Origin of the sequence: Halovenus anhuiensis, from assembly GCF_037080055.1 — an archaeon.
Classification (GTDB): Archaea; Halobacteriota; Halobacteria; order Halobacteriales; family Haloarculaceae; genus Halovenus.
Map to the genome: position 1 here is coordinate 322635 of NZ_JBAOJI010000002.1, position 25706 is coordinate 348340.

A 25706-nucleotide genomic window follows, 5' to 3' on the forward strand; every position below is an offset into this window, starting at 1 on the left:
CCGTCGTGAGCGTCGTCCAGCAGACCGAGGCCCGGGAACTGCTGACCAAGTTGGTGAGAATTCCCTCGGTCACGGGCAACGAACGCCCCTGTGCGCAGCAACTCGCCCGCTTTTTCGAACGGCACGACCGCGAGGTCTGGATCGACGATGTCGGCAACGTGCGAGCGCCAGCGGACGACACCGTCCTTCTGACCTCACACATCGACACGGTGCCGGGGGACATCCCGGTCCACATCGAGGAGGAAGACGACGACGAGGTTCTCTGGGGCAGAGGCAGCGTCGATGCAAAGGGGCCGCTGGCCTCGATGGCCGTCGCCGCCGTCCACACCGGCGCGAGTTTCATCGGCGTCGTCGGCGAGGAAGTCGACTCCCGCGGCAGTCGCTACGTCATAGAGGACCGCGAGTCCGAACCGGACTATGTCATCAACGGCGAACCGTCCGGTTGGAACGGAATCACGCTGGGCTACCGCGGACTGCTGGGCGGGACCTACGTTGCGACCTCCGAATCAGGTCACTCCTCGCGGCCGGAGAACAACGCGATTCAGGACGCAATTGAATGGTGGAATCGTGTCGACGAGGAGTTCGAGCACGACGAATGGGTGCAGGTCTTCGAGCGCGTGACCTGCAAACCAATCGAGTTCGAGGGTGGCGTCTCCGACGACGGTCTCTCAGTCGAGGCGACCGTCGACGTGCAACTGCGGGTGCCGCCTGCCTACACCACCGACGAGGTGCGAGAGATTGCCGACGGTCACCTCGACACGGGGACGGTCAACTGGCACGACAAGGTCGAGCCAGTGATGGAGAGTCCCCGGACCTCCGTCGCGCGGGCGTTCCGGGCGGCGATCCGGCAGGAAGATGGCGATCCGCGGATGCTCCGCAAGACCGGGACCAGCGACCAGAACGTCTTCGCTCACGCGTGGGACGTGGAGACCGTTTCCTATGGGCCGGGCGACTCTGATCTGGATCACTCGCCGAACGAACACCTCTCGATGAACGAGTACGACAAAGCGGTGGCAGTGCTCGAAACCGTCACCGAACGCTTACAGGACGAATCATGACCAGAGATATCGTCGACGTGGACGACTTGACCGCCACAGAGGTAGAGGAGGTGCTGTCGCTGTCGGCCGAACTCAAGTCGGCACAGCGATCCAGTGCCGGACAGCGGCCGCTCGCGGACCAGACACTGGCGATGATCTTCGAGAAACCCTCGACGCGAACGCGGGTTTCCTTCGAGACGGGGATGACCCAACTCGGCGGCCACGCCATCTTCCTTGGCCCCGACGACATCCATCTGGGCCACGGCGAACCGATCAAGGACACCGCACGAGCAATCTCGCGGTACGCCGATTTCATCATGGCACGGGTGTTCGATCACTCCGACGTGGTCGAACTCGCCGAGTACGCGACCGTCCCCGTTATCAACGGGCTGACCGACGACGCTCACCCCTGCCAGACGCTTGCGGATCTGTTGACGATCCGCGAGCGGTTCGGTGGGTTCGACGTAGACGTGGCGTGGGTCGGCGACGGCAACAACGTTTGTCAGTCGTTCGTGGTCGGATCGGCGATGACGGATCTCGATCTGACCGTCGCGACGCCGGAGGGCTACGGTATCTCCGAAGACGTGCGCGACCGCGCGGCCGAACTCGGCAACGCACCTGAGGAGACGCACGACCCCGACGCGGCCATCGCTGACGCGGACATCGTCTACACCGATGTCTGGGTCAGCATGGGCCAGGAGGACAAACGCGAGGAGAAACTCGCGGATTTCGACGGCTTCCAACTCACGACCGACCGCGTCGGCGACCGCCCGGTGTTGCACTGTCTGCCCGCCCACCGCGGCGAGGAGATTACCGACGACCTGCTCGAAAGTGACAACGCTATTGTGTGGGATCAAGCCGAAAACCGTCTCCACGCTCAAAATGGGCTGTTGGCGTGGCTTTCTGAGTAGTCAATCGGAAAGTTCCTGAACGCGAGTGAAGCGAGCGTTCAGATCTTTTTCGCCCACGTTTTCATTCGAGTGGTAGCGAGCGAAGCGAGCCACCCGAGAATAAAAAGGTGGTAGAGGAATGGGCTGTTGGCGTGGCTTTCTGAGTAATTCGAGGGACACTCACTCACCCGAAGTCGAAGGCTGAGGGTGAGGACTCTTTCACCTACGTTTTGTTCGAACGGTGGCGGTCCGTCTGTCAAATCTGTAATTTGACCACAACTTTATCTGAACAGACCGATTAGCGGGACGAATGGCAGATAACAAGAGCGGACGGGACAAGCAAGCACACGACGAGGCGAAACGCCAGCAGAAACGCGAGATGATCGCGCAACTGGAGCGGATGGACGAGACCGAACCGCCGGTTCCTGAGTCCGATCTCGGCGAACTCAAAGAGGAACTCGAAGACGTAGAGTTTCCGGCGACGGGGGCCGAACTAGTCGCCGAAGTCGGCGGCGTTCTGGTGTACGACGAGTACGTCGCAGCGGATCTAATTCCGGAGACGGACAACGACCGCTACGAGACGCCGGGGGCAGTGACGGCACAGGTCCAGCGGCCGACCGTCGCCAGCGCGATGAAGAGGATTACCGAGGTGAGTGAGGGGGTTCGTGGGATCGAATTCGGCCGCTCGCAGTGGGATGCCTACCAGAAGACCCTGCGGGCGCTCGCCGCAATCGACGCTGACGACGACGACGAGACGGTGACGATGATCACCGAGTGGATCGTCGAGCAAATCGAAGGGAAAGAGAAACTGCCGGGGTCCCGTGACGTTCGCCGGCAGGCCGCGAAATTCTGCCGCGCGGAGGGCTACGAGATCAGTGACAACGACTGGCTGGGCGTGTAGCGCTGGCAGGTCTCACCGCTGATTCTTCGTGGGCAAAGCCCGCCCGAAGCGGACAACGGCTACTTATATCCAGTCGGCAAACGAGCCCTCGACCAGCGTATCCTGCTGGTTTTCGATGTATTCGGCCTGCATTCCCCAGATGGCCTCGGCGAGTGGGACGCCGGCGTCGACGCTCCCGCGGACGTGGTCGTGTTTCCAGCGTGCCGGCGTAGTTCGGCGGTCGAGTCGTTCCCGGAGCGGGCGGATGTACTCCCGTGCCTCGTCGGTGGAGAGTCCACGCAGTTCGAGCCCATCGCGGGCGAACTCGAAACACTCCCCGCAGATTTCGTCGATAGCGGTCGTCTCTTCGCCGTCGGCGGTGATCCACGTCAGATCGGCCTGGAGGCCATCTTTTGCGGCGGCGTAGAAGTTCTGCTTGGCGTCCTCCCAAGAGAGCTGTCGGATCAGGTGCTTGCGGCGCGGGAGACTCTCCATCAGGCCGGCGAAGACGGCCTCGAAGGCCACCGAGTCTCGAACGGTCGGCTGTGCGGGAAGCGGGCGGAACTCGATGCGAGCGTTCGCCGAGGACTGTGACCCACCGTCGAAGACCGGCCGAATCCACCGCCAGTAGCTCCCGTGTTTGTGCCGGAAATGCCGGAAGGCGTCGTCGAAGCGGTCCATCTCGGGGACAGCCATCGGAACGATACAGGTGTCGTTGGCGATGTCGTCGATAGCCTCCTCGACAGTCTCGAACTCCGGCGGGAAACAGACCTTCGGGTCTTCGGGGGAATCTTCGGGTGGGTTGAGAACGGACTCGAAGACGTGAATGCGGTTCTCCATGTGCGCATCGGAGACAATCTCGCCGTCGGGGGCGTCGTCGTAGAGATCTGGTGGGAAAAACGGGGAGTTGATTCCGAGCGCGAGCAGTGGAGCGGCGACCCGGAGCGCGTAGCTGAAATACTCCGGGAGGTCGGGCGCGTGAGGAACCTGATAGTGTGGCTGGATCGAGGTGATCAGACTCTCGGGCATCACCGTCTCGGCGTCGAGCGAGACGTGCGGGGCGTCGAGGCGACGGCCCGAGGGGTAATCGGTGTTGGCCATCGCGTGGTACCGGACGGCATCGCTCATGTTGGTGGCGATTTTGATGCCGTCTTCCTCGACCGAATCGGTGAGATAGGCAGTGGCCGTCTCGCCCGTCGGCGGGACGGTCCACATCCCATCGGAGACGAGCAGGATATCCTCCGCGGCAGTCTTGTCCAGTGCCGGGGCGATGTGGGCCTGGATTTCCTTTTCCTGTGCGTCCAGCCCGTAGGTCGTCAGCGGCAACGGCGTCGTCTGCATCTCGGCGTTGTGCAGACCGAGTTCCTTCTCGAAGCCGATCAACCCCAGCAGTCCGCGGGGCATCCGTCGGAGCGCGTCGGTGCGGGAATCGACGGCGTATAGCTCCAGTTCCAATCCGATCAGCGCCTGAGAGTTATCGAAGGTTCCTTCAGTGACTGCCGATTTGAGCTGTTCGGCCTCTGTCTGTGCCTGTGACCGAAACTCTTCAGCATCCACATCGAGAGCCTCCCGGACCGCCGCGGCGAGTTCCGAGGCTGACATGACCCACTGATTTGGTGGGCGGTGGCTTCAATGTCGCGGTCTCGGTAGAACCGGGAGGAAAATCTGTGCCTTTTTATCTGTGCTCCCGGAACTGCCAGACATGAGCAAAGCAACCAAGATCGTTCTCGGAACAGTCGGTGTCTCGCTGGTGATCGCAGCGGCGATGGTCGCAACGATCGCAGTCGGACTCTGATGTTCAGCAGTCGGGAAGTAAGCGACGCCGTCGAGAGGGTCAGAGCCGAGCACGCCCCCGACGCGCTCGTCTTGAGCTGTGAGACCGACTTCGAGACGATCCCACCGGCACAGGCCGAGGAACTCGGGCTGGTCGTCGATAGCCTCGATCCGGTGAGCTACCCCGGCGAGTGGCTCCCAGCGGACGCCCCGGACGTGCTGGCGACGTACGCCAGTTCGGAACTCACCATCGGGATGCCCGGCGACGGAAGTGTCGCCTGGAGCCGACAGACCGAGCCGCCAGTCGTCCTCTGTAAACCGCGACTCGACGGCTCGCCCGATTCGTTCGTCGACTTTCTGATCGCCGAGGCCCTCGTCGAGGTCGGTCTCGACGAACCGGAGCACATGCTCGGCTTCTTCGGCGAAGCGTATCCGAAATTCGCCGAGGCGGTCGAAGGGCCGCTCGATCCCGTCGGCACCTATCAGCTCGCAGTCGCCTGTTATGACGCCTATCTCGGCTTGCAGACCCGGGACAGCTTCGCCGAGTGGGAGGGGCCGCTGTTCGAGGCGTGGGTCGATGCTGGTGACCGACTCGCCAGCCGCCTCGAGGAGTTGCCCAGCGCCATCGCCAGCGACGAACTCTCCTTTCCGGAGGCTGCCGAGCTAGCCTGCAACGGGATCAAACACGCCAGCGAACTGCCCGCACCCTTCGATGCACTCGACGCGACGGCGTATGTAGATCACGGCCCGTCGTACGCCATCGAATGGGCCGACCGTGTTGCGGAGACGCTTGAGTAACAGCGCCCGGGAGACGAACCACGGATATTTATTCGGCGATAGATAGCTTCGAACTACGATGGCAGGGACAAACAGCTCCGTCGGAGCGAGGTGACCGCGATGCGCCGAAGTGACCTCACACTGTTCACGAGCCGCGAGCCGGGAAGTCAGGACAAGGAGACGGTGAAACTCGCCCTGCGGGCGGGACTGATCCGACAGTTCGGCAGCGGCCTGTACGGGTTCGCCCCGACGGGCCAGCGTATCCGCCAGCGTATCATCGACCACGTCGACCGGGAGATGCGCGCAATCGGGGCACGGGAAGTCTCCTTGCCGCAGTTGAACTACAGCGGGATGTGGGAGGAAAGCGGCCGCTGGGGTGAGTTCGGCGGCGAGATGTTCTCCTTCGAGAACCGCGACGGCAAACGCATGTGTCTCGCACCATCCCACGAGGAAGGTATCGTCCATCTCCTCTCGGGAACGATCCGCTCCTACGAAGACCTCCCCGGCCTCTACTACCAGATCAGCCGAAAACACCGGGACGATCACGCCCGTGGCGGACTCCTTCGCACGAAGGAATTTACGATGAAAGACGCCTACAGCGTCCACGCGACCGCAGACTCGCTCGACGAGCAGTACGAGCGCGTCCGGGAGGCGTACTTCCGGGTGTTCGAGGATCTCGACATCGACTTCGTGATCGCAGACGCGGAGAACAATCTCATGGGTGGGTCCGCATCGGAGGAATTCCTCGCCGTCGCGGAGACTGGGACTGCCGACCTCTGGTACTGTCCCGAGGACGACTGCCGATTCGGCGTGACCAACGAATCGCCACGGTCCGATCTGGCGGCGGGTGACGACTGCCCCGACTGCGGCGGGACGCTCGTCGCGGGCGAAGGCGTCGAAATCGGACACATATTCAAACTCGGGACGCGGTACTCAGAGCCGATGGGGCTGACCGTCGACCTGGCCGACGGGAGCCGCCAGGACGTGCTGATGGCGAGTTACGGCATCGGCATCGAGCGACTCCTCTACTCGCTGATCGAGCAACACGCCGACGACGAGGGCTGTCGCTGGTCAGCGGATGGCTCCGGTATCGTCGCGCCCTATGCCGCCTCGATCATCCCACTGCAGTACGACGACGAACTCGCGGCGGTCGCGGATTATCTCTACGAGGACTGCGGGGCAGACCAGACGCTTCTGTTCGACGACCCCGACCAGTCCATCGGCGAGCGTTTCGCCGAGAGCGACCTGCTGGGCGTGCCGTACAAGATTATCGTCGGCAACGAGTTCCGCGAAACCGGCGAAGTCGAACTCGAAAGCCGCGACGGCGAGACCGAGTACGTCACCATCGAGGCAGTCCCTGAACGGATCTGACACCCGACTGTTCGGCTGATCTCGGTCTCTGTATACGGTGTATTCTGTTGCAAACAAACCACAATCTACATGTCATCTCTCGGTTATTTTCTGCTATGGAAACCCTGACAGTCCGCGAGGCCGTCCCCAGCGATACGCCGGAGATTCTGTCAGTTGCCGAGGCCGGATGGGAGGAGACGTACGGCGATATTCTCGCCGAGGAGACCATCTCGACGGCGCTCGACGAGTGGTACGACGAGGCCGAGACGCGAGAAGCGATCGAACACGACGCCGTGGGCTACTTCGTCGCCGAGCGTGACGGGTCGGTGGTCGGCTATCTTAGCGGGAGTGTCCGAGACGATTCGATCGGCCATCTCGGCGCGATTTACGTTGCGCCCGATCAGTGGGGCGAAGGAATCGGGACCGCACTCCTTCAGCAATTCGAGCAGTGGTGTGCCGACCGGGACTGCCCCGAAATTCGACTCCACGTTCTCTCGGACAATGCGATCGGACAGTCGTTCTACCGGAGTCACGGCTACGAGTCGGTCGAGAGCGAACAGACCGAACTGTTCGGCGAAGAAGTGTCCCAGCAGCTATTTCACGGCACCGTCGAGTGAGTCAGAGTCGGTCGGTGACTGCCTCGGCGTCGTAGTTGAGCGTCAGTTCCCGCGAGCGGCCGCGACCCTCCACATCGGTGTAGCTGGCGTCGATGATGCCCAGTTGGTCGAGTTTGTTGATGATCTCCGAGTACCGAGTGTAACCGAGGTCGGTCTCGTCGTTGAAGATGTCGTAGATGTCGCCGGCCTGTTTGCCGTCGTGATCAGCGATCACTCGCACGAGGGCAGTCTCCGAATCGGAGAGTTCCTGCAGGCGTCGGGAGAGGTGGACGTACTTCGAGGTCTCGTAGGCTTCCTCGACATCCTGCAGTTCGACGTGTCTGCTCGCCCGCATCTCGGCTTTCAATCCGGCGCGCCGGAGCAAATCGATCCCTACTCGGAGGTCCCCGCCCTGTTCGGCGGTCAGTTCGGCGACCCGATCCAGCACCGATGTCGTGATCACGTCGTCGTGAAAGCCCCGTTTGGCCCGCTCGCTCAGGATCTCGGCGATTTCGGCTTCGCCGTATTTCGGGAAGTAGACATCCTCGGGACGGAAGACGCTCTGAACCCGGCCGTCGAGTTCCTCCAGAATGTCGAGATCCAGATCCGAGGAGATGAGCACCACGCCGATTTTCGCGCCGCTGTGCTCCTCGTGGGCGCGCAACAGTGAGTACAGCGTATCGGAGGCCTCGGACTCGTAGAACAGATAGTTCACGTCGTCGAGTGCAACGACGAGGACTTCGTCGTCCTCGACGAGTTTGTCCGTGACCTGTGAGAACAACTTCTTGAAGGAGATACCCGAGGAGGGCGGTTCGTACTCGAAGACGCCCTTGAATAGCTGTGAGAAGATGGCGTATCGGGTCGAGTTGACCTGGCAGTTGACCCGGATCGTCTTCACGTCGGTCTGGGCGCGCAGTTCGTCGAAGAGGATCTGGACCGAGGTGGTCTTGCCCGTGCCGGGTGGCCCCTGCGCCATCACGTTCAACGGCCGCGAGCCCCGGACTGCGGGCTTGAGCGCGTACTTCAGACTCTCCATCTGGCTCTCCCGGTGCAGGAAACTCTCCGGGACGTAATCGATCTCGAAGACGTGCTCGTTGCGGAAGACGGACTCATCCCAGGACAACATCTCCTCGTCCGAGTCGTCTGCCATTATACTTTCACCGAGCTTGCGGCGACACTTAACAGTATTGGGGCAGCGGACCGACCGCCAACACAACAACTTTGTTCCGCTCGCCAAAAGCGTCAATTATGGATCCTGAACTCCGCTGGCGGCTCGATCTGATCATCGGGTTGCTGACCTTCGTCGCCCTCTCCGTTGCGAGTCTGGTCCTCTGGACTGTCGGCGTCCCGGGACTCGCGTTCCTCGTTGGCGTCGGCCTACTGCTCGGACTCCTCCTCCAGGGGCTGGGCATGTCACCGAACCCGCGGACACGATAACACCTACGTCGGCCCCGATCAAAACTTCTCAAGCAGCGCCTCGTAAAACCCGTCTTCGGCAGCGCGGTCCTCGGCCAGTTTCTCGACGATCAACTCGGGCGTCGAGCGGGCGAGTTGGCCCTTGACCGGCGTCCGGTCGACTTTGAGTTCGCCGTCCTCGATGCCGTCGGCCTGAATTCCGTCGACGGTCAGTTCGGTGTCGGCGGCGTCGATGATCTCCCGCGCCAGATGCGAGACGAATACCGCCGTCGCGCCGCGTGCGTCCAGCGCTTCGAGAATCCCGGCCATGATGTTCGCGCTCGCGCCCGGTTCGGTGATGCTTTCGAGTTCGTCGACCAGCACCAGCACGGAGCGCTGTTCGCTGACACCAGTCACGAGGTCGCCGAACTCTCGGAGGGTGGACTCGAAGGCTCCGGCGTCGAGCGTGCCCTGCGTCTTTGCGTGGTAGTGGAGTTCGTCAATCCGTTCGAGGCGGACCGACTCTGCCGGGACGGGCAAGCCCATGTGCGCCAGCGTCACGACCAGCCCCACGAGATCCAGCGTCGAGGTCTTCCCGCCGCTGTTGACTCCCGACAGCAGCGCAACGCCGCCGACGTGGTACTCGATCGGTTCGACCTCGGCGAAGGGCACGTCGAGCAGCGGTGAGCGACCGCCCTCGATGGCGAATCCCCTTCCCCCGAATTCGGGCATCGTGCAGTCGAACTCCGCGGCGAAGCGGGCGATTGCCAGTTCGACATCCAGTTCGAGCGCTCGGTCGACGAGTTGGCGACAGTCGGCCTGCAAGCCAGCTAGTTCGTCGGCGACCTCGCGTTTCTGTCGGCTCGCGCGGCGGTCGCGCATCGCGGTCAGTTCTTCGCGGAGTCGGGACAGCGCCTGTTCGTCGTGTTCGACCGGAAACGTGGGTTCCTCCTCGAAGACGCGGTTGGCGAGGGAAACAGTGTCTTCGAGGTCCAGTGCATCGACGAACTGCTCGCGGGCCTGCCTGATTGCGGCGGCGTACTCGTCTGCCAGTTCGCGCTGGAGCAGGGAGTCGACGCCTGCGCCGCGTTCGACTAAGGAGAGCAGGTCGCCACCCTCGATGGTCACGTCCCGTTCCTCGATGGCGTTGCGGAGGTGGTCGTTCGCCAGTCGTTCGGCCTCCTCGACAGCGCCGTCGAGACTGCCGAGCGCGGCGTTCAGCCGGTCGAGTTCTTCGTCGCCCTGCACAGTCCCATCGGAGTCGAGGCGGTCGAGTGCGCCGTCGAGCGTGTCGAGGTCACAGGGCGGGTCGAGAGCCGCCTCGCGGTGGACCCGGGCGGCCGCCTGCAGCTGATTGCGGTTGTGCGCAAAGAAGGAGAGTGTCCGCTCGGGAACGACCGACTCCGGTTCGGCGAGCGCGTCGGGTTCGACGCGAACATCGCCCTCCAGATCCGTCCCGGCGAAGGCCTCGTCGAGTGCGATCACCGTCGAGTAGCCGCGGGCGAGTTCCGAAAGCTGGCGAGCGTCCTCGACGAGTTCGACGCTCATCTCCGGAACGGCCTCGCGGGCGGCGGAGTAGGTCTCGGCGTCCTGTGTGGCGAGACAGCGGTCCCGGACGCGCACGTCACTGGGGCTGTCCAGCGGTTCGACGGCGTCGAGCGCGTCGATGACGGCCTCGGTCGGGTCGTGGCGCATCGCTTCGCGGGCGAACTCGCGGACCTCCTCGATGCGGGACTCGACGCCGCTGGGATACAGCGTCTCCAGTCGTTTGGCGGCGTAATCGGTGACAGTCCGGTTTTTGAGCAACTCCAGCGCGTCGCGGTGCAGTTCTCGCGCTCGGGGCGTCGCGGTGAAGCCGCCGGGGTCGTCGTGGCGGTCGCGGATCGCACCGCGGGCGATACGGGCGGCCCGTCCTTCGCTGATCCCCGGCGCGCGGGCGAGTACGGTCACGTCCCCCTCCTGTAGCGCCCGCTCCGGGTCGTCGAGGTCGCGCAGCGACTCCGCCGTCTTCTCGCCGACACCGGGAATCGACGTGAGTTCCATCACCTGACCAATTCGGTCCGGGGGAGAAAAACCTAGCGAGGAGTCAACAATCCTTAATTCGGGACTGTCCATTGATCAGCTATGAAAGTCGGCATTCTGTCGGACATTCACGCCAACAAGGTCGCACTCGATGCGGTACTCGACGATATGCCGCCGGTCGAGCGATTGCTCTGTGCCGGCGATATCGTCGGCTACAACCCCTGGCCCGCCGAGTGTGTCGAGTTCGTCCGGGAGCGATCCGTGCCGACGGTGATGGGCAATCACGACCGCGCGACCGCGGGCGGTGGCTCCTTTCGGTTCAACAGCATGGCCGGCGCTGGCGTCGAACACGCCCGCGAGCAACTCACAGACGAACAGATGGCCTTTCTCGGTGCGCTTCTGGACTCCCGGCGGGAGTGCAACGAGCGCGTCCGGATCGTCCACGGCCACCCCGCAGACCCGGATCGGTACACCTACCCCGCGCAGTTCGGGCCGGAGCTACTCGGTGAGGAAGACGTGCTAGTGATGGGCCACACCCACGTCCAGGCCCACGAAGTCTACGACGACGGAATCGTCATGAATCCCGGAAGCGTCGGCCAGCCACGGGACGGCGACCCGCGGGCCGCGTACGCGGTGCTGGATCTCGACGCGATGGAAGTCACTGAGCACCGCGTGGAGTACGATATCGAACGAGTACAGGAGGCCGTCCGGGAGGCGGGGCTCCCGGATCAGATCGCGGATCGACTCGATAAGGGTCGCTGAGTCTCAGAACACGTCTCGGAGCAGATCGAGCGCCTGCTCGCGGTCGTCCCAGTCGACGAACACCGACACCGACGTGGCGCTGGTGACCACGTCGTGGAGGTAGATGTTGTGCTCGGCAAGCGGCGTCAGGACGCGGTTGACAGCGCCGCTTTTGCCTTCGAGTTCGCCGCCGGCGATGCGGATGACCGCAATTCCGTCTTCGATGGTCACACTGGAGAGGATCTCGTCTTCGACGACCTGGCTGTGCAGCACTGTCTCTGCCTCTTCGGCGTCTTCGGCGTCGACGTAGAAGGTGACCGAATCCAGTCCGCTGGAGTTGGTCTCGACGTTGACGCCCGCGTCCGAGAGGGCGTTCGAGAGCCGCGAGAGGACACCCGGCTGGTTCCGGATCGATCGGCCGGCGATCGTGAGACAGGCCAGTTCCCGCTCCTGCAGATCGATCAGGTTCTCGAATTCGCCCTCGATGTCGGTGCCGCCGGTGAGCAGATCACCGTGCTGGTGGTGGACGACTCGGACCTCGAGCGTGTCGGTCTTGTACGTGAGCGCAGAGGGCGCGACGACCTCGGCACCGCGGAAGGAGAGATTTCGGAGTTCGTCGACGGTAATCTCGCCGACGTTTCGTGCGCCTTCGACGACGTTCGGGTCGCCGGTCATGACGCCTTCGACGTCGGTGACGATGACGACTTCGTCGGCTTCCATGTAGTTGCCCAGCATGACGGCCGTCGTGTCGCTGCCACCGCGGCCGAGCGTCGTGATCGTCCCGTCGTGGTCCTCGGCGAGGAAACCGGTGATGACCGGGACGACGCCCTCGCTCATCGCGTCTGCACAGTCCATCGCTCGATTCTTGGTCACGTCCACGTCGACCTCACCGTATTCGTCGGTGATGATCGGCCAGTTCGGCCGACCGGGTTCGAGGAACTCGGCGTCGATGCCGCGGGCTTCGAGTGCTCCTTTGAGCATTCGCACCGAGGTTCGCTCGCCCATGCTGACGATTTCGGCCCGATCCGCTTCCGTCGCGTCGAATTTCATCTCTTCGAGAAGCGTATCGGTGGTTCCGCCCATCGCGCTGACGACGACCGCGACCTCGTGGCCCGCCTCGACCGCCGCAGCGATCGAATCCGCGGCCCGGTTGATCCGGTCGCCGTTGGCCACGCTGGTCCCGCCGAACTTGGCGACTATCCGCATACAACCACCCGCCGTGTGTGTCGCTGACTCATTTCCCGCTGCTTTGTCGTCGGGGTGGATAACTGTGTTCATCTGGGTTGCCGGGACGGTCCGAGCCAGGGTGACGCATGGTTTAATTGGGTGCGGTGTTAACGAGACACGCATGGAACTGCGGGACGCCCTCGAAGCGGACGCCGGCCGACTCGCTTCCCTGACGGACACCCCACGAGACGTGATGCGCAACCTCGTCCACGACCGAACCGTTCGGATCGCCGAACGCGACGGCGATATCGTCGGGTTCGTAAGCTACGATGCTCGCGACCAGACGATCCACGTCACACAACTCGAGGGGAAGGAATCGATCTACGAACGACTGCTCGAAGAGCCACTGCGATTCGCTCGAACCGAGGAGATGGCGGTCGAACTACTCGTTCTCGAAACGGAATCGGAGGTCCAGACGGTCGCCTCGGAGATGGGGTTCGACCGCGTCGGCCCTGGACCGCGCTTCGAGGGCGAACCGACCGTGCGGTACCGCGCCGACGATCTCTGATCGGCTGTCGCCGCGTGATTCTCGACAACGAAATAACGGGTTAGTTTATAAGTGATGACGGCCGTTCGACAGCCGTCTGACGGCCGGCATATGCCATTACCGTCTGTCGATTCGGGGGTTTATATTGTCACACGCAGCTTTAAGTATACCCAGCGGCACCCACGGAATGCAGTCGCGACTGCACAGTCACACGCTATCCGCCCCCTGTCGGTCACACAGTATTTCACCGACGGGATCGAAGAGGTGTCGTATGCTCGAGTTGGACGACGTACTGGCGGCTCGCGACCGCGTTGCGGAAACCTCGCGGCACACGCCGCTGGTGTACTCACACACCTTTTCTACGATGACCGGTGCCGATGTCCACGTCAAACAGGAGATGCTTCAGCGGACCGGCGCGTTCAAGATCCGCGGGGCTACCAACCGCATTGCAACGCTGTCGGAGGAAGACAAAGCCGCCGGTGTGGTGACGGCGAGTGCGGGCAACCACGCACAGGGGGTCGCGCTGGCGGCCACGCGCATGGGCGTCGATTCGATCGTCGTGATGCCGGAGGACGCCCCAATCTCGAAGATCAAGGCCACCCGCAGTTACGGCGCCGAGGTGATCCTCCACGGTGTCGATTACGATGCCGCCGCCGAACACGCTCGCGAGATCGAACGCGAACAGGACCTCTACTACCTGCCCGCGTTCGACGACTGGGAAGTGATGGCCGGACAGGGCACGCTCGGTATCGAGATTCTCGAAGACCTCCCCAGCGTCGACACCGTTGTCGTCCCCATCGGCGGCGGCGGACTCATCTCCGGCATCGCGACTGCCCTCAAAGGAAAGAAGCCGGACGTGCGGGTGATTGGTGTGCAGGCCGAAGGTGCGTCGAGTGTCGCGCCCTCGCTGGAGAAAGGCGAGCGGATCGTCAGAGACAGCGTCGACACGATTGCGGACGGCATCGCGACCCGAACCGTCGGTGAGAAGACCTTCGATGTGATCAAAGAGCGCGTCGACGAGGTCGTGACCGTCTCCGATGCTGATATCGCGGTGGCGATGACCACGCTGCTGGAACGGTCGAAGACGCTCGTCGAGGGGGCAGGGGCGGTGCCGCTGGCGGCGCTGCTCGCCGGTGAGTTCGAGTTCGACGAGGGCGAGACGATCGTCCCGGTGCTCTGTGGCGGCAACGTCGACATGAACACGCTGACGACGGTCATCATGCGGGGACTGATCGAGACCGGGCGGTACGTGCGGATCAGGACCGTGCTGCCGGACCGGCCGGGTGCGCTGGACTCGCTCGTGCAGGTCCTCTCGGAGTACGAGGCGAACATCTACGCCCTCCGGCACGACCGAACCTCACGGGACGTGTCGATGGACGACGCCGAGATCGATATCGACCTCGAGACGCGTGGCCACGACCATATCGACGACCTGCTCGACGGACTGGCGGAGGCCGGCTACGATATCGACGTGCTGACCCGCCGGGAGGACATGGAACGGAACTAATCGAGTCTCGCTTCGAGTTCGCCGCGTTCGGCGAGGGTATCGAGCACGTCGCTGCCGCCGATGAACTCCCCGTCGACGTAGGCCTGTGGAATCGTCTCCCAGCCGCTTTGCTCGGCGAGTGCCGCACGGTATTCCTCCAGCGCGTCGAGCACGTTGACCGTCTGGACCTCCTCACGACGCTCGGTGAGCAACTGCAACGCACGGCGGGAGTACTCACACTGCGGCGACGCTTTCGACCCTTTCATGAACAGGACGACATCGTGCTCGGTGAGTACGGTTTCGACCCGTTCGGCGGCCTCGGGGGCGGTAAGATCCGATTGGGGGCGATACTGCATAACCGTCGATTAGATTGGATGATAAAATCAGTTCCGAACTATTCCAGAAATAATACCTACGTGTGTTCTATCTTCTCCGGCGGGAGACGCGTTCTTCCGCGGTTTCTTCGGTGACGAGTTCGTAGAGAGTCGCCGAACGGTCGTCGTCGGTGGGGCGGAGGATCCGACCCAGTCGCTGTGTGAATTCCCGTTCGCTGCCCGACCCCGACAGCAGGACGGCGACGTTTGCGGCGGGAACGTCGACCCCCTCGTCAAGGACGTTCGCGGTGACGATCCGTGAGTACTCGCCCTCCCGGAACTTCCCGAGGATCTCTTTGCGCTCGCTTGCGCCCGTCTCGTGAGTGATCGCGGGGAGCAAGAATCGCTCGGAGAGTCGGTAGACTAGGTCGGTGTGAGCAGTGAAGACGATGATCCGGTCTTCGCGGTGGCGGTCGAGAATCTCGGCGAGTCGGTCGACTTTCTTTTCGGCGTTCATCATCACCTCGCGGGCGCGCTGTTTGGCCAGTAGCGCCTCCCGAGCCTGCGGATCTGTGCCCGAGCGCTTGACCAACTCTTGGTAATCGCTGCCGCTTCGCAGTTCGATGTTCGACTGGGCGAGATAGTCGGTGAACGTCCCCTGATTGTCCTCGTATCGCTCACGCTCCTCCGGCGTCAGCGACACTTCGATCTGCTTGATGTCGTACGCTGCCAGATACTCGCCGGCCAACTCCTCGGGATCCAGCCGAAAGACGACATCGCCCACGAGGTCCCGGATCTGTTCGTGTGCGCCGTCGGGGCGCTCGAAGGTCGCGGTGAGGCCGAGGCGGGCGGGCGCGGCCAGCAGGCGAGCGATATCGCGGTAGCCCTCGCCACCGAGGTGATGCACCTCGTCGAAGACGACCAGCCCGAACCGGTCACCGAGTTCGTCCGCGCGGAGATACGCCGAATCGTACGTCGAAACGGTGATATCCTCGACCTGCTGGGTGCCACCGCCGAGGCGGCCGATCGGACAGTCGAACTCTGCGTCGAGTTCGTCGACCCACTGGTCGAGGAGGTCGATAGTCGGGACGACGACGAGCGCCGGCGTTGCGAGTTCCTCGATGGCGGCGATACCGATAACGGTCTTGCCGCTGCCGGTCGGCAGTTCGAGCACGCCACGGTTGTCTGCCGCTCGCCACGCCGCGAGCGCGTCGGACTGGTACTCTCGCAGTTGGTACGAGGAGGCCACCGATAGCTTCGGGAGGTCGAAGACGGTATCTTCGACGGCGTGTGGACTTGTTTCGAGCGTATCTCGGAGCGCGCTGTACTGATAGGCCGGGAGTCGGTGGCCCTTCGAGCGAGGGTCGAACGCGGTATCGTCGGGGAGGGCATCGGTAGCATCGGGGTCCAGTCCCTCGATCCGAATCGTGCCGTCCTCGAAACTGAGCCGAAGTTCGGACACACTGGGAGTCAACGGACGGCGAGAAGAAAGGTGTTCATACTGGTGGCTATACGAAACTGAAGAATCTCGCACCCTCGTGGGTGCGAATATCTTACGAATGTATCGCCACCAGTATCAGGTCACTCCGTCGTCGCGCCGGATTCATACTCCAGATCACGGAAAGCAGCGGCGAAGTCGTCGTCGTCGAACTCGGAGATTGTCTCATCGAGCGTATCTCGCATTTCGTTCATCTCGGCCTCCAGTTGCTGGAACTGCTCGTTTTCCTGCAGTTCTGACTCCGGTTTGTTGGCGATGAGTGTGGCGTGTTTCGCCGTCAGGGCGTAGTATCGTCGGAGTTTCTGTTCGTACTCCGAGCAGGCTAGCAGTCGGTTGATCGTCTCGAAGAGGTCGTCTCGCGAAACGGGTTTGATCACGTAGTCGTCGAACGGCATCTCGATGATGTCGAAATCGGGATCGACTGCGGTTACCATCGCCACGCGGATGTTGAGGTCTCGTTCGCGGATCTTTGCGAGCACTTCGTCGCCAGAGATACCGGGCATCCGCCTGTCGAGCAGCACGATATCGACGGCGTCGTCGATCTTATCGAGTGCTTGTTCCCCCCCGTAGGCTGTCGAGACGACAAACTCGCTCTCTAACTGGGCCGCATACGCGTCAGCGACGTCGGGCTCGTCGTCCACGACGAGTACCGTCGCGGGCTCGGTCCCACTCATTCTGTCCTATCTAGTGGCGACTGGATGCAAAAGGTTTCCGGGTGTTCGGGGACGGAACCGGCCTATCCGGGAGCGAATGCATTTAGACGCCGCTGGCCCTATTGCAGGTATGAGCGAACGTTCGGAAGGCGAGTGGCCGTTGCGTCGACTCATGACCGAAGTCGTCGGGTCTGGACACAAATCTGCAGACGATATGAACCGCGAGCAGGCCAGCGAGGCGATGGCTCGCATCTTCGCTCGCGATCCCGAGGCGACGACGCTCGGGGCCTTCTGGCTGGCCAACCGTTGGAAGCGAAACACTCCGACAGAACTCGCCGCATTCAGCGACGTGATGCGCGAACAGAGCGTCGAAACGGCGACCCCGGAGTGTGATCCGGTCGACTGCGGGGCGAACTACGACGGCAAACACACCACGGCCATCCTCGGCGTCGCTGCCGGCCTCGTCTCGGCCGCCGCCGGCACGCCGGTCGTGACTCACAGCGGCGACCGCGTCCCGACACAGGAGGCCGACGCCTACAAACACGTACTCGACGAACTCGGCGTCCGGACCGACCTCTCCCCGGCCGACAGCGCAGACATGACCGACGAGGTCGGCTTCGGCTTCTACTACCAGCCCAACTTCAACCCCGAACTCGACGATCTGTACGACCGGCGGGCAGAAATGGGCGTCCGGACCTATCTCAACACGATCGAAACCCTCGCGAATCCTGCCAACGCCGACGTGCATCTCGGCAGTTTCTATCACCTCTCCTTCGCCAAACGAATCGTCGATACTTTCACCGAGATGGAGGCACAGGAGCTTTCTCGGGTCATCATGTTTCAGGGACTGGAGGGCTACGACGACATCCGGCCGGGATCGACCGTCGTCGCCGAGTACGACGGCGAGTTCGAGGACTTCGAGATCGAAACCGCCGAGTACGGCATGGATTTCGAGCGCGAACAGCTCGAAGTCGAGGATGTGGCCGCCGATTCCGCGACGATCACCCGCGAGGTGCTCGACGGCGACCGCGAAGACGCCTTCGCGGATGCCATCGCGCTGAACGCGGCAGTCAGGATCTACGCCGGCGGCGATGTCGACACCCTCGACGCCGGCCTCGACCGCGCGCGAGCGGTCATCGCTGACGGAACGGCCGCCGACCGACTCGCCGCGCTGCAGGCGTTCTGATGAGCCACCCCGGAAGTGGGGATCCGCCCGGCCACCCTGACGATCCGGAATCGTGGCGTCACGAGTTCGCCCGGGTCAACGGGATCACCATCCACTACGTGACCGTCGATCCCAGCCCCGAGGCCGTCGATCACCCGACCGGAGATGCGCCGCTAGTCGTGCTGCTGCACGGCTTTCCAGAGCACTGGTACACCTGGTACCACCAGATAGCGCCGCTTTCGGCGGCCGGCTACCGCGTCGTCGTGCCGGATCTGCGCGGCTACAACCGCACCGACCAGCCCGAGGGCGTCGACAGCTATCGGCCGGCCGAACTCGTCGCGGATGTCCGTGAACTGATCGCCAGACAGGGCGCGCCGACGGCGGCAGTGGTCGGTCACGACTGGGGCGGGCTGATCGGCTGGGAACTCGCGATTCGCGAGCCAGAGATTGTCCGGCAACTGGTCGTGCTCAACGCGCCCCATCCGGATCGGTACCGCCAGCAACTCCGCCAGTCGCCCGAGCAACTGCTGCGGTCGTGGTACGTCGTCGCCGCACAACTTCCGTGGGTACCCGAACGACTGCTGTGGGCTGGCCGTGACCGACTCGTCGATTCGCTCGGCGGGGCAGTCGATCCGGGCGTGTTCTCCGAGGAGACGAGAGAGCGCTACCGCGCAGCGATCGAACGCGCCGGCTCGCTCGCCGGTCCGATCAACTACTACCGGGCGATGGCTCGCGAGACGCTCAGAACGGAAGCCCGATCGCTGTTGCCCGGCCGGTCCGGTCGGGACGGCACCGTCCGCGCGCCGACGCTGGTCTGCTGGGGACTGGACGACCCGGCACTGGACGCGGCGCTTCTGGACGGACTCGACCGCTGGGTGCCGGACTGTCGGATCCGTCGGCTGTCGGAGACGGGCCACTGGCCGCAACTGGAACGACCACAAAAAATTACGACCGAACTGCTCGACTTTCTGGACTAGGCGCTCGAACCGCTGCTGCCGTTTTCGAGAACTTCCCGCCCGTAGGTCGCTTCCGCGACGAGGCGACCGTCGCCCTGGAAGTCGATGGACACGTCGGTTCGCTCGCTCTGGAAGTCGGATTCGATCTGGCTCTGCTGGTCCTCGCTGATCTGGTCGGAACTGGCTGCGAGGACGGAGGTCGCTTCCTCGCTGTCGAGGCTGATCGACCCGACGAAACCGCCGCTGTTCTCGACGATGTCGAGTTCGCTCTCGGTCGAGTCGCCCCCTGAACTGCCACTGCCGTCGCCGAAGCCGTCGAATCCTTCGGGACCGTAGCCACCGAGTGCCATGAGTCCGTCGCCGCCGTTGTCGAGCAGCCACTGGAACTCGTCGAACTCGTCGGCCGCTCGCCCGTCGCCGCTTTTCGCGCTGATGACCGAATCGATCGCCTCGCGGCTGCTCGCCGAGAGGAGTTCGCTCCCGTTGACGGCGACGACGCTGCCCTCACTCCCGCTGGCGCTGCTTTCGACTGGCTCGTAGAAGGTGTAGCCGTCTGCCTCCTCGGTCTGTTCGTACTCGGTCGCGAAGAGATTCTCGTCCGACGAGGAGGTGAGTCGCTCGTCGATTTCGTCGGTATCCATGTCACCGATGACGACGAGGGTTTCGTTCGCGAGCAGAATCTGATTGCCCTGTGAGTCGAGATCAGACTCCTCGTCGGTCTGGATGAGTCCGCCGAGACCGAGCGAGGCGAGCTGGAAGCCGGCCGAAAAGGCGATCAGGAAGAGGCCGCCGGCCGGCGCGAGCATCGGCTCGTTGAAGCCGAAATCGTCCCCGCTGCCGCCACTGCCGCCTTCTCCGCCGCTGTTCTGTTCTCCGGTGTCGAGCTCTTCGAGCGCCTCGAAATCAGCGTAGGCGAAAAACACCTGGTTGTCCCGCACCCCGAGATACTGGGAGTACTGCTCCGACCCCGACGAGGAGTTGTCGCCGCCCCCGAGAAGATCACTACAGCCTGCCACCGCAGCCACCGTCGCCGCCCCGCCGAACTGCAACGCCGTTCGCCGATCCATAGTTTGCTCCATACCTACCGAAATATATTGATTATCGTATAAAAATATTCCGGAATTTTACATGTTTGGTTTCGGTAACTAACAATCGAGACGATCCGCGGCTTCGCGTGCCAGTACGTCGAAATCCGCCTCACTCGCGACGAAGTCGACATCGATTCCCATCTCTTTGGCCGTCTCTGCGGTTGGTGGTCCGATGACGCCGACGAGTGCGTCGTTCAAGCCGGCGAGTGCGACTGGTTCACAGTCGCGGTCGGCCGCGGCCGACAGGAAGTTCTCGACGGTGAGCGAGGAGCTAAACAGCGCAGCGTCGAGGTCGCGGTCGGCCGCTGTAACTGCTGATTCGCCGGCCTCGGGTGGCCGACGGAGTTCGTACAGCACCGTCTCGTGGATGTACGCACCCGCGGATTCGAGTCCGTCTAGCAGCACCGCCGAGCCGTGATCGCTCCGCGCAACTTCGATGCGTGCCCCGTCGACACGCTCGGCGAGCGCGTCGACAAGCCCGCCGGAGGTGTACTCTTCGGGAACGATATCGACGGTGTAGCCGGCCTCCCGCAGGACGGCCGCAGTCGACTCGCCGATGGCACAGAGCGCCCCGCCGGGGGTCCAGCCGTCGGGAAGCAGTTCGACACCGGTCTTGCTCGTCAGGATCGTATAGTCGGCGTCCTCGCGGGGCCGGGCTCCCGTCGGTTCGACCGCGAGCATCGGATCGGGTAGTGGATCCATCCCCAGCGAGTCGAGGAGGTCGGTTGCCCTGTCGAGGCGTTCGTCGTCGGGTCGGAAGACGGCGACAGTCGGGTTACTCATAGTTGGTCGCGAGGAAATCGAGGGCTGTTTCGCGGGTGCCGGCAACTTCGCCGATCACCGTGATGGCGGGCGGTTCGATCCCCGTCTCGTCGGCGGCGTCGACGATCGTTTCGAGTGTGCCGGTGACGACCTGCTGGTCGGGCCAGGTGGCCCGCTCGACCATCGCGACCGGCGTCTCCGGGTCCATGCCGGCCTCGGTCAGCGAGGTAGTGTACTCGGGCAGGCGAGTGACGCCCATGAGCACGACGATGGTGCCGCCAGTCGCGGCCAGCGCTTTCCAGTCGACAGCCGACTCCTCCTTGTTCGGGTCCTCGTGGCCGGTGACGACCGAAAAGGTCGAGGCGTGGTTGCGGTCGGTGACGGGGATGCCGGCGACCTCTGGCCCGGCGATGGCGGAGGTGATCGCCGGCACGACCTCGAAGGGGACACCGTGCTCGGCGAGATAGCGCATCTCCTCGCCGCCGCGGCCGAAGACGGTCGGATCGCCGCCCTTGAGTCGGACGACCGTCTTGCCCTCGCGGGCGAGTTCGACCATCCGCTCGTTGACGTACGATTGGGGTGTGGTGTCGCCGTGACCCCGCGTTCCCACATCTTCGAGGCGGTCGGTCTCGATCTGGTCGAGGATATTCGGTCCCGAAAGCTTGTCGTGGAGGACGATATCACCCTCTTCGAGTAGGCGTTTGGCCTTCACCGTCAGCAGTTCCGGGTCGCCGGGGCCGGCGCCGACGAGATGGACGATTCCCTCCGCGGTAGGTGGCGTCTCGGTCATGATCGTTTCGGCTCGTCGGGTTCGTCTCGGCGTGCCTGTTCGATCAGTTCTGTCGCGCCCTGGTCAGCAAGCTCACGGGCGAACTCCCGTGCGGCCTCGGCGTGTCGCTGGACCGGGATGTCACGACTCGCCCGGACCTCCTCGCTGCCGTCCTGTGCGAGCACCCGGGCCGCGGTGTTGACGTACTCCCCTTGCAGGCGGGCGTGAATCCCGACGGGGGCGACACAGCCACCGCCGAGTTCGGCCAGAATCGACCGCTCGACGGTCGTCTCGATACGCGTGTGGGGATGGTCCAGAATGCCGTGGAGCTGTTCGGCGAGGTCGCCGTCCAGCGCCGTGACGGCGATGGTCCCCTGAGCGGGAGCGGGGACGACCGTCGCCGGGTCGAGGCGTTCGTACTCGACGAACTCGAGGAGATTGCTGCGGTCGAGTCCAGCCTCGGCCAGACAGATGGCGTCGTACTCCGTCTCGATGTCGTGGCCCAGCGCCTGCCGTTCGAGTTCGGTCAGGTCGTCGAACCACTCCTCTGGCGTGCGGTCGTACTCCGCTTCGTGCTCCTCGGCCTCCTCGTCTTCGGCGTCGGCGGCGTCGATCCGGGCCTCGTGTTCGCGCTGCAGGGAAGGCGCGAGCAGTTTCTGGACGCGGGTGTCGACGTTGCCCCGCAGCGGCTGGATGTCGAGATCAGGTCGTTCGGCGAGCAGTTGGGCCTTCCGGCGGAGACTCGACGTGCCGATGGTCGCTCCGTCGGGCAGTTCGTCGAGCGTTCGGCCATCGGGCGTGACGAGCACGTCGCCGGCGGGGCCGCGTTCGGGCGTGCCCGCGACGACCAGTTCGTCGGGCTGTTCGGTCGGCATGTCTTTCATCGAGTGGACCGCGGCGTCGAGTTCGCCCGAGAGCACTTTCTCGTCGAGGCTGCGGACGAACGCACCGGTCGTTCCGAGTCGGTGGATGAGTTCGTCCTGAATCTGGTCACCGGTGGTCTCGACTTCGACGAGTTCGACCGACAACCGGCGCTGTGTGAGTTGCTCCTCGATCATCGCCGCCTGCCGACGGGCCAGTGCTGACCCGCGCGTGGCGATCCGTACGGTATCCCCGCGATTGCTCATTGCCTGTTTCTCTGCGGTCCGTGGTGAAAAACGCATCCTCTCGCGGGCCCCGCGACGAAGAAAAGACTATCCGGGACTGGTCGGACAGATACGTATGGAGAAAGTGGCCCTCGCCGAGGCGTTCGACTCCTTCGACGAGCAGTGGTCCCCGCGACTCGCGGGCGAACTCAACGGCCAGGCGGTAAAGCTCGCAAAGGCCGAGGGGGAGTTCGTCTGGCATCACCACGAGGACGCCGACGAACTCTTCCTGGTCGTTTCGGGAGAACTCACGATCGAACTGCGCGAGGACTCGGATATTGTACTACAAGAAGGTGAGTTCGTCATCGTCCCTCGCGGTGTCGAGCACCGGCCGGTCACCGACAGCGAAGCCGAGATTCTCCTCTTCGAGCCTAGCGAAACCCGAAACACCGGGAACGTAGAGAGCGAACGGACGAAGACGGACCTCGAACAGCTCGACTGATAATCTCCTAGCCCGACTGTCGACCGCTCGATGGCCGGGCGCACTCACCCACGGTCGTGGGGAATTTGTAACTGCTCGCCCCAGTGGGAGTATGGCAGATCGACGCTGGGAAACCGTCGACGAGCAGATCGCATACAGTTGTGAGGGCTTCGACATCGTCAACGAGACGGTCGCCCTCCCGGACGGCACCGAAGCCGAGTTCGACTACCTGACCGAAAGCGAGAGTGCGGTCATTCTCCCCTTCACGAGCGACGGGGAAGTCGTCGTCATCGACGAGTGGCGTCACGCCGTCAAACGAGAGAACCGCGGCCTCCCCGCGGGGAGTCTCGAACCTGGCGAGGACCGCGAGCAGGGCGCGCGCCGTGAACTCCGAGAGGAAACCGGCTACGAGGCCGGCGAGATGTCGTATCTCGGTGGCTTCGAGCCAGCAAACGGCTTCTCCGATGCGTATTTCCACTACTTCGTCGCCCACGACTGCGAGCGGGCGGGCAAGCAGTCGCTGGATACTGACGAAACGATCGAGGTATCGACGGCGGCGTTCGAGGACCTCCTCGATGCGGTCAGGACCAGCGAACTGGAGGACGGACGGACTGTGACTGCGATTCTTCACTACGCGCTGTTCGAGCGCGACGAAAACTGAGAATACAGGGGTGCAGGCCGATCAGTCGTCGGCGGTGACCGCTCGGTCCTGCGCGATCAGTTCGGCGGCCTTCTCCGCGACGGCAATCGTCGGCGCGTTGGTGTTGCCGCTGGAAATCGTCGGCATCACCGAAGCGTCGACGACGCGGAGATTTGAGACGCCGTGGACCCGCAGTTCGTCGTCGACGACGGCCATCTCGTCGTCGCCCATCTTGCAGGTCCCGACCGGATGGTAGACAGTGTGGGCCGTCTCCCGGACGTGTTCCTCGATTTCCGCGTCGGTCTGGACATCCTCGCCCGGCCAGACCTCATCGCCGCGCCACTCGTCGAGGGCGTCAGCCTGTGCGATCTCGCGGGCTTTCTTGACTCCCTCGATGAGCACGTCGAGATCCTTCTGTTCGGAGAAGTACTGCGGGTCGATGACCGGATCGTCGTGTGGGTCGTCCGAGGCGAGTTCGAGATACCCGCGGCTCTCCGGACGGACTTGCGTCGCGCCGATGGAGAAGCCCTGTCCTTCCTCGGGGTTGGCGAAGCCGTGTTCCATGTAGTACACCGGCGCGAAGTGGAACTGCAGATCCGGTGCGGGTTCGCTCTCGTCGACGTAGGTGAAGCCGCCGGCCTCGCCGATATTGGTCGTCGGCGCTGGCTCGCCGCCTTTCGTCCGCTCGTAGACGACGAAGCCGAAGAGATGGTCCTGCAGATTCTTGCCGACGCCGGGCAGATCCGCCACGACATCGATGCCGTGCTCGTCGAGGTGGTCGGCCGGACCGATCCCCGACAGCATCAGCAGTTGCGGAGAGTTGACCGCGCCAGCGGAGACGACGACCTCTGCGTCGGCGTCGGCCTCGTGAGTCTGGCCGTCCTGTTCGTAGCTGACACCGACGGCCTGCTCGCCCTCGACACGAATCTCGGTGACCTGCGCGCCTGTCTCGACAGTGAGATTGCCGCGGTCGAGAATCGGCGTGATGTAGGCTTTCGCGGCGCTACAGCGCTGGCCGTCCTCCTGGGTGACGTGATAGAGCCCCGTCCCCTCCTGCTCGGCGCCGTTGAAATCGTCGTTTCGCGGGATGCCCGTCTCGGCGGCGGCGTCGACCATCGCCTCCGAGACGGGGTGTGGATCGGCCGCCTCGGCGACGTTCAGCGGGCCGTCCTGGCCGTGATATTCCGATTCTCCCGGCTCGAAGTGTTCGGCCTGCTTGAAGTACGGCAGCATGTCGTCGTACCCCCATCCCTCGTTGCCACGTTCGGCCCACGTGTCGTAGTCGTGGGCCACGCCGCGGATGTAGATCATCGCGTTGATCGAACTCGACCCCCCCAGGGTCTTTCCTCGCGGCCAGTACAGTTCCCGGCCGTTCATCTCCGACTGGGGCGTCGTGCTGTAATCCCAGTCGACCTCGCTTTTCATCAGATGTGGGAACATCGCCGGCACGTGAATCTCCTCTTTCTCGTCCGGCTGGCCCGCCTCCAGCAGCAGCACGCTTGCCCCCTCTTCTGTCAGGCGATGTGCCATCGCACAGCCTGCTGATCCCGCCCCGATCACGATATAGTCGTGTGTTACCTTGCCACTCGGCATACCGACTCATACAAAGGAAACATACATGATAAATGTTTATG

General features: G+C 63.5%; 27 protein-coding genes. 15 read left to right on the forward strand and 12 right to left on the reverse strand.

Features of this window, described 5'->3' with window-relative positions; genetic code table 11:
- The first annotated feature begins 5 nt into the window (after positions 1–5).
- From V8P86_RS07485 to V8P86_RS07495, 3 genes are all read left to right on the forward strand, one after another.
- Entirely contained in the window at positions 6–1058 is a 1053-nt protein-coding gene (locus V8P86_RS07485; RefSeq protein ID WP_336326628.1) for a [LysW]-lysine hydrolase, read from the forward strand.
- Positions 1055–1948: an ornithine carbamoyltransferase gene (gene argF, locus V8P86_RS07490; protein WP_336326629.1), complete on the forward strand. Its 894-nt coding sequence runs from the start codon at positions 1055–1057 to the stop codon at positions 1946–1948. Before V8P86_RS07485 ends, argF begins: the two co-directional genes overlap by 4 nt.
- A 289-nt stretch (positions 1949–2237) precedes the next feature.
- Positions 2238–2828, forward strand: coding sequence for a hypothetical protein (locus tag V8P86_RS07495; protein WP_336326630.1), 591 nt, complete (start codon positions 2238–2240; stop codon positions 2826–2828).
- 63 nt (positions 2829–2891) lie between these two features.
- Here the strand turns inward: V8P86_RS07495 and V8P86_RS07500 are convergent, their stop codons facing one another.
- Positions 2892–4409, reverse strand: coding sequence for a glutamate-cysteine ligase family protein (locus tag V8P86_RS07500; RefSeq protein WP_336326631.1), 1518 nt, complete (start codon positions 4407–4409; stop codon positions 2892–2894).
- A 100-nt stretch (positions 4410–4509) separates the two neighbouring features.
- On the opposite strand from V8P86_RS07500, the gene V8P86_RS18910 reads away from it, so the two are divergent.
- The 4 genes from V8P86_RS18910 to V8P86_RS07515 all read left to right on the forward strand — a co-directional run bounded on the left by V8P86_RS18910 (position 4510) and on the right by V8P86_RS07515 (position 7324).
- Complete coding sequence (locus tag V8P86_RS18910) at positions 4510–4602, forward strand: hypothetical protein (RefSeq protein WP_442909374.1); 93 nt, start codon at positions 4510–4512, stop codon at positions 4600–4602.
- Positions 4602–5378, forward strand: a complete 777-nt coding sequence (locus V8P86_RS07505) for a DUF7089 family protein (protein WP_336326632.1) — start codon at positions 4602–4604, stop codon at positions 5376–5378. Before V8P86_RS18910 ends, V8P86_RS07505 begins: the two co-directional genes overlap by 1 nt.
- Positions 5379–5477: 99 nt before the next feature.
- On the forward strand, positions 5478–6728 hold the full coding sequence (locus tag V8P86_RS07510; RefSeq protein ID WP_336326633.1) for a proline--tRNA ligase: 1251 nt from the start codon (positions 5478–5480) through the stop codon (positions 6726–6728).
- A 95-nt stretch (positions 6729–6823) separates the two neighbouring features.
- Entirely contained in the window at positions 6824–7324 is a 501-nt protein-coding gene (locus tag V8P86_RS07515; protein ID WP_336326634.1) for a GNAT family N-acetyltransferase, read from the forward strand.
- Between the two features lies 1 nt (position 7325).
- On the opposite strand, the gene V8P86_RS07520 is transcribed toward V8P86_RS07515, so the two are convergent.
- Positions 7326–8453: an ORC1-type DNA replication protein gene (locus tag V8P86_RS07520; protein WP_336326635.1), complete on the reverse strand. Its 1128-nt coding sequence runs from the start codon at positions 8451–8453 to the stop codon at positions 7326–7328.
- A 98-nt stretch (positions 8454–8551) separates the two neighbouring features.
- Between V8P86_RS07520 and V8P86_RS07525 the strand changes: the two genes are divergently transcribed.
- The gene (locus tag V8P86_RS07525) at positions 8552–8740 is read left to right on the forward strand and encodes a hypothetical protein (protein ID WP_336326636.1); all 189 of its coding nucleotides are present in this window, start codon (positions 8552–8554) and stop codon (positions 8738–8740) included.
- 18 nt (positions 8741–8758) lie between these two features.
- On the opposite strand, the gene V8P86_RS07530 is transcribed toward V8P86_RS07525, so the two are convergent.
- Positions 8759–10741: a helix-hairpin-helix domain-containing protein gene (locus V8P86_RS07530; RefSeq protein WP_336326637.1), complete on the reverse strand. Its 1983-nt coding sequence runs from the start codon at positions 10739–10741 to the stop codon at positions 8759–8761.
- 81 nt (positions 10742–10822) lie between these two features.
- Here V8P86_RS07530 and V8P86_RS07535 point away from each other — a divergent pair, with 81 nt between their 5' ends.
- Positions 10823–11482 (forward strand): metallophosphoesterase family protein, encoded by a 660-nt coding sequence (locus V8P86_RS07535; RefSeq protein ID WP_336326638.1) that lies wholly within the window; start codon positions 10823–10825, stop codon positions 11480–11482.
- A gap of 3 nt (positions 11483–11485) precedes the next feature.
- Here the strand turns inward: V8P86_RS07535 and V8P86_RS07540 are convergent, their stop codons facing one another.
- Complete coding sequence (locus V8P86_RS07540; protein ID WP_336326639.1) at positions 11486–12667, reverse strand: aspartate kinase; 1182 nt, start codon at positions 12665–12667, stop codon at positions 11486–11488.
- Positions 12668–12809: 142 nt separating this feature from the next.
- Here V8P86_RS07540 and V8P86_RS07545 point away from each other — a divergent pair, with 142 nt between their 5' ends.
- Both V8P86_RS07545 and ilvA read left to right on the forward strand, forming a co-directional pair.
- Positions 12810–13196 (forward strand): hypothetical protein, encoded by a 387-nt coding sequence (locus V8P86_RS07545; protein ID WP_336326640.1) that lies wholly within the window; start codon positions 12810–12812, stop codon positions 13194–13196.
- A 250-nt stretch (positions 13197–13446) separates the two neighbouring features.
- Positions 13447–14682, forward strand: a complete 1236-nt coding sequence (gene ilvA, locus V8P86_RS07550; protein ID WP_336326641.1) for a threonine ammonia-lyase — start codon at positions 13447–13449, stop codon at positions 14680–14682.
- On the opposite strand, the gene V8P86_RS07555 is transcribed toward ilvA, so the two are convergent.
- The 3 genes from V8P86_RS07555 to V8P86_RS07565 form a co-directional block, all read right to left on the reverse strand.
- Positions 14679–15017, reverse strand: coding sequence for a glutaredoxin family protein (locus V8P86_RS07555; protein ID WP_336326642.1), 339 nt, complete (start codon positions 15015–15017; stop codon positions 14679–14681). The two genes, ilvA and V8P86_RS07555, sit on opposite strands and share 4 nt — an antisense overlap.
- A gap of 67 nt (positions 15018–15084) precedes the next feature.
- Positions 15085–16437: a DEAD/DEAH box helicase family protein gene (locus V8P86_RS07560; protein ID WP_336326643.1), complete on the reverse strand. Its 1353-nt coding sequence runs from the start codon at positions 16435–16437 to the stop codon at positions 15085–15087.
- Between the two features lie 119 nt (positions 16438–16556).
- Positions 16557–17147: a HalX domain-containing protein gene (locus tag V8P86_RS07565; protein WP_336326644.1), complete on the reverse strand. Its 591-nt coding sequence runs from the start codon at positions 17145–17147 to the stop codon at positions 16557–16559.
- Positions 17148–17256: 109 nt separating this feature from the next.
- Between V8P86_RS07565 and V8P86_RS07570 the strand changes: the two genes are divergently transcribed.
- Both V8P86_RS07570 and V8P86_RS07575 read left to right on the forward strand, forming a co-directional pair.
- Entirely contained in the window at positions 17257–18312 is a 1056-nt protein-coding gene (locus V8P86_RS07570) for an anthranilate phosphoribosyltransferase (protein ID WP_336326645.1), read from the forward strand.
- Positions 18312–19268 (forward strand): alpha/beta fold hydrolase, encoded by a 957-nt coding sequence (locus V8P86_RS07575; RefSeq protein ID WP_336326646.1) that lies wholly within the window; start codon positions 18312–18314, stop codon positions 19266–19268. Before V8P86_RS07570 ends, V8P86_RS07575 begins: the two co-directional genes overlap by 1 nt.
- Here the strand turns inward: V8P86_RS07575 and V8P86_RS07580 are convergent.
- The 4 genes from V8P86_RS07580 to hemC all read right to left on the reverse strand — a co-directional run bounded on the left by V8P86_RS07580 (position 19265) and on the right by hemC (position 22993).
- Positions 19265–20326, reverse strand: coding sequence for a hypothetical protein (locus V8P86_RS07580; protein ID WP_336326647.1), 1062 nt, complete (start codon positions 20324–20326; stop codon positions 19265–19267). The genes V8P86_RS07575 and V8P86_RS07580 overlap by 4 nt on opposite strands.
- Before the next feature lie 66 nt (positions 20327–20392).
- Positions 20393–21118 carry a uroporphyrinogen-III synthase gene (locus V8P86_RS07585; RefSeq protein ID WP_336326648.1) on the reverse strand — a complete coding sequence of 242 codons (726 nt, stop codon included), beginning with the start codon at positions 21116–21118 and terminating at the stop codon, positions 20393–20395.
- Positions 21111–21887 (reverse strand): uroporphyrinogen-III C-methyltransferase, encoded by a 777-nt coding sequence (gene cobA / locus V8P86_RS07590; RefSeq protein WP_336326649.1) that lies wholly within the window; start codon positions 21885–21887, stop codon positions 21111–21113. Before cobA ends, V8P86_RS07585 begins: the two co-directional genes overlap by 8 nt.
- Positions 21884–22993, reverse strand: coding sequence for a hydroxymethylbilane synthase (gene hemC, locus V8P86_RS07595; RefSeq protein WP_336326650.1), 1110 nt, complete (start codon positions 22991–22993; stop codon positions 21884–21886). Before hemC ends, cobA begins: the two co-directional genes overlap by 4 nt.
- A 94-nt stretch (positions 22994–23087) precedes the next feature.
- Here hemC and V8P86_RS07600 point away from each other — a divergent pair, with 94 nt between their 5' ends.
- Positions 23088–23453, forward strand: coding sequence for a cupin domain-containing protein (locus V8P86_RS07600; protein WP_336326651.1), 366 nt, complete (start codon positions 23088–23090; stop codon positions 23451–23453).
- A 91-nt stretch (positions 23454–23544) separates the two neighbouring features.
- On the forward strand, positions 23545–24093 hold the full coding sequence (locus tag V8P86_RS07605) for an NUDIX hydrolase (RefSeq protein ID WP_336326652.1): 549 nt from the start codon (positions 23545–23547) through the stop codon (positions 24091–24093).
- Between the two features lie 21 nt (positions 24094–24114).
- Here the strand turns inward: V8P86_RS07605 and V8P86_RS07610 are convergent, their stop codons facing one another.
- On the reverse strand, positions 24115–25665 hold the full coding sequence (locus V8P86_RS07610) for a GMC family oxidoreductase (protein WP_336326653.1): 1551 nt from the start codon (positions 25663–25665) through the stop codon (positions 24115–24117).
- Positions 25666–25706 lie beyond the last annotated feature (41 nt).